An 8,659-nucleotide genomic window follows, 5' to 3' on the forward strand; every position below is an offset into this window, starting at 1 on the left:
GCCCCTTTCGCATTCCCGGCCGCGGTTCGGGTTCAGAGAACGGTGTCGGTCTTCTCAATGACGGGAGTCATGGGGAGGAGGTCGAGGACGTGTTCGGGTACGTCGGTGACCTCGGGGGCGAGATGAATGGTGACTCGGCGCAGGCCCGGAAGGAGGTCGCGGAGTTTCGACACATCCTCGTTCCCGGAGAAGTTGTTGAGCCGCAAACTTGTGATGCCCGGCAGTACCGGAGCGGCTTCCCAACCGGTCGCCCCCCAGTTGACGCGCAATTCCGTGAGGGCGGGCATCCGGGAGATCTCGGCGAAGTCTTCCGGAGTGAGCCTTTCCGGAAGCTTGGCAAGGCTCAACTGCTTCACCGAGTGCATACGGCTCAGGCCGCGCAGCCCGGTGAACCGCAATGCCCCCTTGGTGAATCGCAGATACTCCAGTGGCAGGTCCCGGGGAAGAGCCTCGTCGAGGGAATGGGCGTGCAGCGGTAAACCGAGGTCGAGCGCCTCCAAGGTGGCGCAGGCCGCGAGCGAATGGAGGGCGCCCGGTTTTTCGAGACCGGGCAGGGAGTCCAGCGCCAGCCAGGTGAGGGGGAGTTCGGCGAGCGGAGCAAGGTCCTCCAGAAGAGGCGTACCGCCGCTGATGTCCAGATGCGTGAGCTCGTCCTGCCCTGAGAGGAAGTCCAGATCCCCGAGAACGAGGTTGTCGCGTATGACGAGGTTCCGCAGCCGGTGCGGCGGGAGGGCCGCGCGAAGGCGGGAGGAGTCGATGTCGCCGACGACCTGGAGCTTGGCCCTGCCGCCCAGCTCCCGCAGCGTACGCAGATGCTCGGCCGAGTGGGCGGTGAAGTAGAGGTCGTCCCCCGGTAGGTGGGCGATGATCTCCTCGGCGTACCGGCGGGTGTCGAACCGGTGCCAGGACCACGTCAGTTGGGCCCGGACGCCCACGGCCGGATGGGTGCGGAAACGGGCGAGGACCGGGACGGCGGCGTCCGTGCCGATGAGGGACGCGGTGACGGCGACGCCCCGGGCCTCGTCGTCCGTGAGCCCGTCCGGCCCTGGAAGGAGTTCCAGGACGAGTGGCCCGCAGGCGGCCAGCAGGCGGGCCTCCTCCGTCGTACGCGGGGGGATGAGGGGGAGGGTGTTCTGTTCGACGGTGGCTCGTACGGTCGGGTCGAGTTGGGTGGCGTGTTCCAGGGAGGCGAGGGCGAGCAGTCGTACGCGTGTGCTCTTGGCCTTGTCCGTGATGTCGGCCGCCGAAGCGGTCAGGTCCTGTAACAGCTCGGCCCGTTCGCGCGGGCGGGCGTGGGCCACGGCCATGCGGATGACATCCGCCCACTGCTCGTCCACGGCGTTGCGGACGAGGAGGCCGAAGTCGCCGTCCTCCACGGCGGCCTTGGCGCCGAGGTAGTCCTGGAAGGTGCGGTGGACGAACTCGACGGTGCCGAGGGTGGGTTCGCGGAGGAGGCCGCTGCGGACGAGGAGGTGGCGGAGGATCTGCTCGGCGTCTCCCTGGGCGGCGGCGGCCGGGAGGGCGGGCAGGACGTCGGCGATGATGCGGACCGCGCGGTCGTGGTCCATCTCGGCCTGGTTGTTGCGGATGAGCCAGTACGCGAGGCGCTGGAGGAGCTGGATCTGGGGGAGCTCGGTGAGGCGGATGCCGTCGGCGCCCGGGGGCCGGCCGCCGTCGCTTCTGTCGCCGGGCGCGAACACGTCCCGTTCCTCGTCGCGGCGCGACAGCAGCATCGACAGGGCGGCGTCGTACAACTCCTGCCTGCCGTGGGGGAGGTAACCGCGCCGGTCGCGGTGCAGGGCGCAGATCAGACCGCACATCAGCGGGTTGGTGGCGAGGCGGCCCAGGTCGGGCTTGGTGCGGACGGCGTCGACGAGTGAGCGTTCGTAGCCGTCGAGGCGGTCGGCGTCGCGGGCGTCGAGCCGGGCCGCAGTGTGCCAGCGGGCGATGAACGCGGCCACGTCGTCCCGGCTCATGGGGGCGAGGGCGAATTCGGTGAAGCCGTCGGGGGTGAGCCAGTCCTCGCGTACGGCGGAGGGGCGCGAGGTCACCAGCCACTGGTTGCCGGGATAGACCTCCAGCAGGTCGCGCAGCCAGCGGCGGGTGCGCTCGCGTTCGCGCTCGGGGATCTCGTCGATGCCGTCGACGAGGAGCAGACCGCGGCGGGCGGTGAGGACACGGTCCGCCCAGCCACCGGGCTGGGTGGCGTGGAAGGGCACGCGTACGGCGGCCAGGAAGGCGTCCGGTGCCGGGAGACCGCCGGGGTGCCGGATCAGCGTACGGAGAGGGAGCACGAAGGGGACGCGGTCGCCGCGCTCACCCCGGGCCGTCGTCACCGCCAGCCACTGCACGAGAGTCGTCTTTCCGGAACCGGCGACTCCGCGCAGCAGTACCCGGTCGTGGTCGGCCAGCGCCTGCTCGGCCGGGAGCGCGGTGGCGGGCGAGGCGATGCGCGTACCGTCCGGGCCCGCCGCCTCGTCGTCCTCGGCGCGGCGCAGGGCCTGGAGGCTCAGATAGGCGGCGTCCAGGGGCCAGCGTTCCGGGGAGTTGACCAGGTCGATGCCGTAGATCGTGAGGTGGCTGTGCTTGGTGGCGATGTGGGCGAGATAGCGGTGTTCGAAGGCGGGGTCGGTACCGCCGGTCATGGGCGTACGGGCGATCAGCTCGTCGACCTTGGCGATGAGCTCGGCCTGGCGGCGGGACTGTTCGACGAGGGTGCGGGCCACGAAGGTGGAGCGCTGGGTGAAGAAGTGGAGGATGTGGAGGCAGGCGGTGTCGAGGAGGCGGTCGAAGAAGAGCGAGGCATCGAGGGAGAGCCTGGCGGAGCCGCGACGCGCGGCGTACAGCCGCCGGGCGAGGGCCTCGTGGCCGAGTTCCACCGCCTGTACGTCGGTCATGTTGAGGTCGCCGAGGGAGTACAGGGTCCACGTCAGGGCGTCGACGACCGCCCACTCCTCGTCAGCGGGAAAGGGACGTTCGCCGTGCTTCAGCGCGCGCTGGACGAGTTCGCCGGCGAGCTTCCGCAGATCCGCGAAACTGAGGGTGCTCTTCTCGCTGGTGAACGACACATAGGACGAGATCCGCACCGGTTTGTCGACCAGTCCCGCCCCTGGCCCCTCCGTCACGAACAGCTTCTTGATCAGCGGCGCCACCGCGCCGGACGCCAGGCGGATGCCTACTGCTGACGCTTCCAAAACGCTCCCCCGAGGTCATGACGGCTCTTCTCTCAGCGTACGATCACCGTTCGATTCAGGGAGGGGGACTTCCACATGTCCAAAGTGATACGGGGGCGCGCGACCCACGCCGCGCTGTTGGTGGTTGCCGTGTCGGCCGCGGGGCTCGCGTTCCCCGCGACAGCGGCGGCTGCGGGTTGCGCCACGGGGGAGTGGACGGCGAAGTACTACGCCAACACGTCCTTCAGCGGGACGCCGAAGAAAACCGTGTGCGACAAGGCGATCAGTGAGAACTACGGCACCGGCGATCCGGCCGGGGTCACACTGCCCAAGAACAACTTCGGTGTCCGCTGGAGCGTGACGCGCGACTTCGGCTCGGGCGGGCCGTTCAGCTTCAAGGCGTCCGCGCAGGACGGCATCCGCGTATACCTCGACGGCACCCGGAAGATCAACATCTGGGGGGACGTCTCGTCCACCCGCTCCAAGACGGTCAACGTCACCATCCCCAAGGGGAAGCACACCATCCGGGTCGACTTCGCCGCGTTCACCGGCAAGGCCGACGTCGCGTTCTCGTACGCGCCGCGCACCTCGTCCTCGGTCGACAAGGTCAAGCCGCTGGGCCCGACCGGGCTGGCCGCCACGTACGACGCCGGTACGTCCAAGACCGCGCTGAGCTGGAAGAAGAACGCCGAGCTCGACCTGGCCGGGTACCGCGTCTACCGCTCCGGCAAGCTGGTCAGCGGCAGCGCCCCGCTGACCAAGCCGGCCTTCACGGACAGCACGCCGGCCACCGGCAGCACGTACGGCTACACGGTCAAGGCCGTGGACAAGGCGGGCAACGTCTCCGCCGCGTCGGCCACCGTGAACATCACCTCCGTGGACCGGACGGCTCCCGCCGTGCCGTCGGGCGTGGTGGTCACCTACTCCGAGTTCGGCGGCTACTCGACCGTGAAGTGGAACGCCGTCGCGGCCTCCGACCTCGCCGGGTACGAGGTCTACTACCGGCAGAGTGACGGCGACGCCTGGACCGAGGTCGGCGGGAGCACGCCGGTGACGGGCACGTCGCTCACCGACTTCGGCGGGACGGGCTCCTTCACGTACGCCGTTGTGGCCGTGGACAAGGCCGGTAACGCGTCGGCTCACTCCGCCACGGCGGTCGCGAGCCCGCAGATCCCGCTGCTCACCCCGATCGGGCTCAAGGCGACGAAGACCGCCGCCGGGGTCCAGCTGACCTGGACGGCCAACCCCGTGCGGGGCACGTCGTACAACGTCTACCGGACCAACGAGAACCCCACCCAGACCACTCGCTGGACGAAGCTGGGCACGGTCTCCGGCCCGGCTCCCTCCTTCACGGACACCGCGCCGGTCACCGGCGAGCCCAACACGTACGTCGTCACGGCCACGGACGGCGTGGGCAACGAGGGCGAGGCCAGCGGCTTCGTCACCGTGGTCCCGGAGTGAGGTGGCGGAGGTAGACGCAGGGGGCTGCTTCGGAGCATCGGGCTTCGGGGCGGCCCCCTTTGCCATGGGATCGGTGCGTAGTCGGCGTCACATTTCGGAGGCCATGGATCGGCGGGGTCGGTGACATGCCGCACAGGGGATTCGTCACGTACTAGGTGGAATAGGGGGAGGGAGCGGGTGGGGCAAAACGGGCTTATGTGGTGTCGATAGGGCCTTTTGCTCGCGGTGTTCGGATAGGGGTGTCTTTGAGGGGTGCATCAAGGAATGGGTGTATTTCGCGCTTGCTACGGCATTAAGTCGTAGATAGCGGGTTTGGGGGATTTCGGGGAGCGGGGGTACCAAGGGGTGTCCCATTCGGCGGGCCATGGACGTGTGCCGGGTGGGATTCGTGTCCGTCGAGGCACCGGCCCTGTTTCCGTCCCCCGTGAGGTACTCCTGTGTCGCAGCGTGTTCGCTCTCCTCGTTCCCGTATGTCCCGGCTCCGTGTCCGGGCTGCCATGGTGGCCGCCGGGGTGGGGGTCTCGGGTGTGCTGGGGATCGGGGTCGCGGCTGCCGCCGGTGGTGCGCAGGCCTCGGGTGCCGCTCAGGCCACGACCGGGGCGCAGGTCGCCGCCAAGCAGGCCGCCTCCTGGGTCGGTCCGGTCACGGGCTACAAGCTGAGCGCCGGCTTCGCGCAGGCCGGGAACATGTGGTCGTCCACGCACAGTGGGCAGGACTTCGCCGTCAAGAGCGGTACGAAGGTCGTGGCCGCGCACGGCGGTACCGTCGTGAAGGCCGGCGGCAACGGTGCGGGGGACGGCCCCGCGTACGGCAACGCCATCGTCATCAAGCACGCCAACGGCACGTTCTCGCAGTACGCCCACCTCTCGCGCGTCGACGTGAAGGTGGGGCAGATCGTCGAGACCGGGCAGCGCATAGCCCTGTCCGGCAACACCGGGAACTCCAGCGGGCCCCACCTGCACTTCGAGATCCGTACGAGCCCGGACTACGGCTCCGCCGTCGACCCGGTCGCCTTCCTCCGGGCCAAGGGCGTCACCGTCTGACGTCCCGGGGGCGGCGCTTCACGGGTCAGGAGTCCCGGGTCAGCACGGGCCCATGTCCTGGCCCGTGCCGCACATCGGGGGGCTGTCGCCGAAGGTGATCAGGAGGAGGAGCGTCAGGGCCAGGGCCACGGCTGCCGCTCCCGCGGCAACCAGGCCGGAGGAGTGGCGTCTGCGGTCGAACTCCGCGCGCTCCTCGTCGGTCATGCGGACGTAGTCGTCGGCGTCCACGCGGGCCTCCTCGTACCAGTGCCCGGGGGAGATCCCGAAGGCTCCGAGGGTCTACCCAAAAGCTCAGGCTCTCAAGAGCTTTCGGGCGGTCTTGGGATGATTTGAGCGCGTTGGTGGCCTTCGGGGGTTCGATGACGAGTTTTCAGGCGCTCTGCATGGACGGGCTCTCACGGGCTCTCACGGGCTTTCGGAGGCTCCGGCGCCGCCGTGGGCCTGGGTGACCAGATCGATCGCCACCTCCAGGACCGCCTTGCGCTTCTCCTCGGGGTCGCCCTCGACGTCGCGGAGGACGAATATCCCGGCGTGCATGGTGAAGAGGGCGCTGATGCAGCGGACCTGGTCGGGCAGGGCGGCGTCCGGTTCCTTGATGGCGTCGACCAGGTGGATGATGCGCTCCTTGAACGTCTCGCCGACGCTCAGCTCCCGTACGGTCGCCTGGTTCTCCTGCATGAAGCGGAAGAGGGGGGCCGCGTCGGTCAGGGCCTCGCTGTAGCGGCGCAGGATCTCCCGTTTGGTGTCGAGGGTGCGTGGCTGGGTGTCTGCCCACTCGATCAGCTCGTCGATCGGGCGGCGCAGGTCCTCGAAGAGGCCGACGAGGATGTCCTCCTTCGTCTTGAAGTGGTAGTAGAGCGCCGCCTTCGTCACCTCCAGGCGCTCGGCGATCTCCCGCAGTGAGGTCTTCTCGTACCCCTGCTCGGCGAAGAGTTCGAGGGCGACGTCCTGGATGCGCTGCCGGGTGTTCCCTCGGCGCTGTCGCTTCGTGTCGTCCATCCTCGTCGCTCTCCTTCGCGTTCTGCCCGTTGCGCGGCCTGCGGTGCCTGCGTCGAGGTCCGCCGCCGGCCAAGGTCCGGGTTCCGCCGTGCGGCGGGATCCGGGATCTGTCGTCCGCCGGGCCCGAGCAGCGCCGTATGTCAAGCCTCGGTCAAGGCCGCGAGACTTACTTGACGCCCGGCTAGTTACGGGCCTAGCTTCCTTGAGTGTAGTGAACTAGCCGGTCGGCAGGTAAGTCCAGGTGGGTGCAGGAAAAGCGGTGGGGAATATGGCGGAGACACAAACGGCGGCAAGTGAGACCGAGGCGGGGAAACAGCCGCGCAGTGTGCGGGTCGTGCTGCTCGCGCTCATGATCGCGATGCTGCTCGCGATGCTCGACAACATGATCATCGGCACCGCGATGCCCACGATCGTGGGCGACCTCGGGGGCCTGGAGCATCTTTCCTGGGTCGTCACCGCGTACACCCTCGCGACCGCCGCCTCCACCCCCATCTGGGGCAAGCTCGGTGACCTGTACGGCCGCAAGAGCATCTTCATGACCTCGATCGTGATCTTCCTGATCGGGTCGGCGCTCAGCGGCATGGCCCAGGACATGGGGCAGCTGATCGGCTTCCGGGCCATTCAGGGGCTCGGCGCCGGCGGGCTCATGGTCGGTGTGATGGCGATCATCGGCGACCTGATACCGCCGCGGGAGCGGGGCAGGTACCAGGGGATGATGGCCGGGGTCATGGCCCTCGCGATGATCGCCGGGCCGCTGGTCGGCGGGTACATCACCGACCACTGGGGATGGCGCTGGTCCTTCTACATCAACCTGCCGCTCGGGGTCGTCGCGCTGGGCGCCATCAGCGTCGTACTGCATCTGCCCAAGCCGTCGCGTGAGGGCAGGTCGGGGCGGAACATCGACTATCTCGGCGCGGCGCTGCTCACCGTCGGCATCACCGCGATCGTGCTGCTCACGACGTGGGGCGGGACCGAGTACGCCTGGGGGTCGGCCGTCATCATGGAACTGGCCGCGATCGGGGTGGCCTCGTTGGTCGGGTTCTTCTTCGTGGAGAGCCGGACGGCGGAGCCGGTGATGCCGCTGCACATCTTCCGCAACCGGAACTTCTCGCTGATGTCCGTGATCGGTTTCATCACCGGGTTCGTGATGTTCGGTGCCGTGCTCTTCCTGCCGCTGTTCCAGCAGTCCGTGCAGGGCGCGTCCGCCACCAACTCCGGGCTGTTGCTGCTGCCCATGCTCGGGGCGATGCTCGTCGTGTCGATGATCGCCGGGCGGGTGACCACGGGGAGCGGGCGGTACAAGGTGTTCCCGCTGGTGGGGAGTGCCCTGATGGTGGTGGGGCTCTTTCTGCTGGCGCAGATGGACACCGGTACGAGCCGGGTGACGTCCGGCGTGTACATGGCCGTGGTCGGTGCCGGTATGGGGTGTCTGATGCAGATCACCATGCTCGTCGCGCAGAACAGTGTCGAGATGAAGGACATGGGGGTCGCGTCGTCCACGACCACGCTGGCTCGGACCCTTGGGTCGTCCTTCGGGGTCGCGATCATGGGGGCGCTGTTCAACAGCCGGGTGCAGGACGTCATGGCCGAGCGGGGCGGGGAGCTGGGGTCCAGGGTGACCGAGCAGTCGGCGCAGTTGGATGCGGCGAGTCTGGCGAAGTTGCCGGAGCCTGTGCGGGAGGCATATCAGTTCGCGGTGGCCAGTGGAACGCATGGGGCGTTTTTGCTGGGGGCGGGGGTTGCCGTGGTGGCGTTGGTGGCTGCGGTGTTTGTCAAGGAGGTGCCGTTGCGGGGGGCCGGAGGGCCGGGTTCTGCGGGTGCCTCTGCGGAGGATGGCGCGGGGGCCAAGGAAGCGGTGGCCGGGGCGGTCTGATCTTTTCTCGCCCCCGCCGCCCCTACCCGTCCCTCCCCCAGGGGCGCTGCCCCTTCGACCCCGCTGCGCCTTCCAGCTCGGGGGATGGGATTTGTTGGCGGGTGCGGGTT

6 protein-coding genes are annotated in these 8,659 nt (G+C 68.8%); 3 read left to right on the top strand and 3 right to left on the bottom strand.

Features of this window, described 5'->3' with window-relative positions; genetic code table 11:
* Nucleotides 1-32 precede the first annotated feature (32 nt).
* Nucleotides 33-3,194, bottom strand: a complete 3,162-nt coding sequence (locus tag STRIP9103_RS12245; protein ID WP_009309133.1) for an NACHT domain-containing protein — start codon at nucleotides 3,192-3,194, stop codon at nucleotides 33-35.
* A gap of 75 nt (nucleotides 3,195-3,269) precedes the next feature.
* Between STRIP9103_RS12245 and STRIP9103_RS45195 the strand changes: the two genes are divergently transcribed.
* Nucleotides 3,270-4,634 carry a fibronectin type III domain-containing protein gene (locus STRIP9103_RS45195; protein WP_009309134.1) on the top strand — a complete coding sequence of 455 codons (1,365 nt, stop codon included), beginning with the start codon at nucleotides 3,270-3,272 and terminating at the stop codon, nucleotides 4,632-4,634.
* A gap of 437 nt (nucleotides 4,635-5,071) precedes the next feature.
* The gene (locus STRIP9103_RS12255) at nucleotides 5,072-5,677 is read left to right on the top strand and encodes a M23 family metallopeptidase (RefSeq protein WP_048820153.1); all 606 of its coding nucleotides are present in this window, start codon (nucleotides 5,072-5,074) and stop codon (nucleotides 5,675-5,677) included.
* Between the two features lie 39 nt (nucleotides 5,678-5,716).
* Here the strand turns inward: STRIP9103_RS12255 and STRIP9103_RS12260 are convergent, their stop codons facing one another.
* The gene (locus STRIP9103_RS12260; RefSeq protein WP_009309131.1) at nucleotides 5,717-5,905 is read right to left on the bottom strand and encodes a hypothetical protein; all 189 of its coding nucleotides are present in this window, start codon (nucleotides 5,903-5,905) and stop codon (nucleotides 5,717-5,719) included.
* A gap of 177 nt (nucleotides 5,906-6,082) precedes the next feature.
* Complete coding sequence (locus STRIP9103_RS12265) at nucleotides 6,083-6,676, bottom strand: TetR/AcrR family transcriptional regulator (protein WP_009309135.1); 594 nt, start codon at nucleotides 6,674-6,676, stop codon at nucleotides 6,083-6,085.
* Between the two features lie 268 nt (nucleotides 6,677-6,944).
* Between STRIP9103_RS12265 and STRIP9103_RS12270 the strand changes: the two genes are divergently transcribed.
* Nucleotides 6,945-8,549, top strand: a complete 1,605-nt coding sequence (locus STRIP9103_RS12270; RefSeq protein ID WP_048820155.1) for an MDR family MFS transporter — start codon at nucleotides 6,945-6,947, stop codon at nucleotides 8,547-8,549.
* Nucleotides 8,550-8,659 lie beyond the last annotated feature (110 nt).

Source organism: Streptomyces ipomoeae 91-03, assembly GCF_000317595.1.
GTDB classification, from domain to species: Bacteria; Actinomycetota; Actinomycetes; order Streptomycetales; family Streptomycetaceae; genus Streptomyces; species Streptomyces ipomoeae.

Excerpts from the sequence above, each read along its gene's own strand:
- STRIP9103_RS45195 (WP_009309134.1), top strand. The coding sequence starts at position 3,270 with ATGTCCAAAGTGATACGGGGGCGCGCGACCCACGCCGCGCTGTTGGTG.
- STRIP9103_RS12265 (WP_009309135.1), bottom strand. The coding sequence starts at position 6,676 with ATGGACGACACGAAGCGACAGCGCCGAGGGAACACCCGGCAGCGCATC.
- STRIP9103_RS12270 (WP_048820155.1), top strand. The coding sequence starts at position 6,945 with ATGGCGGAGACACAAACGGCGGCAAGTGAGACCGAGGCGGGGAAACAG.